Origin of the sequence: Flagellimonas alvinocaridis, from assembly GCF_004916895.1 — a bacterium.
Classification (GTDB): Bacteria; Bacteroidota; Bacteroidia; order Flavobacteriales; family Flavobacteriaceae; genus Flagellimonas; species Flagellimonas alvinocaridis.
This window is the reverse complement of record NZ_SNTZ01000113.1, coordinates 1-395: the sequence shown is the minus strand read 5'-3', so window position 1 is coordinate 395 and position 395 is coordinate 1. Positions and strand designations below refer to the sequence as shown.

Here is a 395-nt window from a genome sequence, read left to right as displayed (position 1 = left end):
TAAAAGATAAACTTTGCCATGCTTGCCAACTTGGAAAACAAACTAGAGTATATTTTAAGTCTAAGAATGTAGTGTCAACCACGTGATGTTTGGAGCTTTTGCACATGGATTTAGTTGGTCCAACTAGAACATTGAGTCTAGGAGGTAGATCATATGCATTCGTCATTGTTGACGATTTCTCTCGATTTACTTGGGTTATCTTTTTGCATTCTAAGGACCAAGAATATAGAGAGTTTGTCACACTAAGTAAGAAGCTTCAAACATGCACGGGTCATGTGATCAAGAGTATCCGAACCGATCACGGTGAGGAATTCGAAAATACACCATTTCAAACTTATTGTGTTGATAATGGGATAGATCAAAACTTTTCGGCCCCTCGTACGCCTCAACAAAAT

General features: G+C 38.2%; 1 protein-coding gene. It reads left to right on the top strand.

Annotated features, from left to right (window positions below; all coding sequences use genetic code 11):
• Positions 1-104: 104 nt before the first annotated feature.
• On the top strand, positions 105-395 hold a 291-nt coding region (locus EZV76_RS17745), incomplete at its 3' end, for an integrase catalytic domain-containing protein (RefSeq protein WP_161594444.1).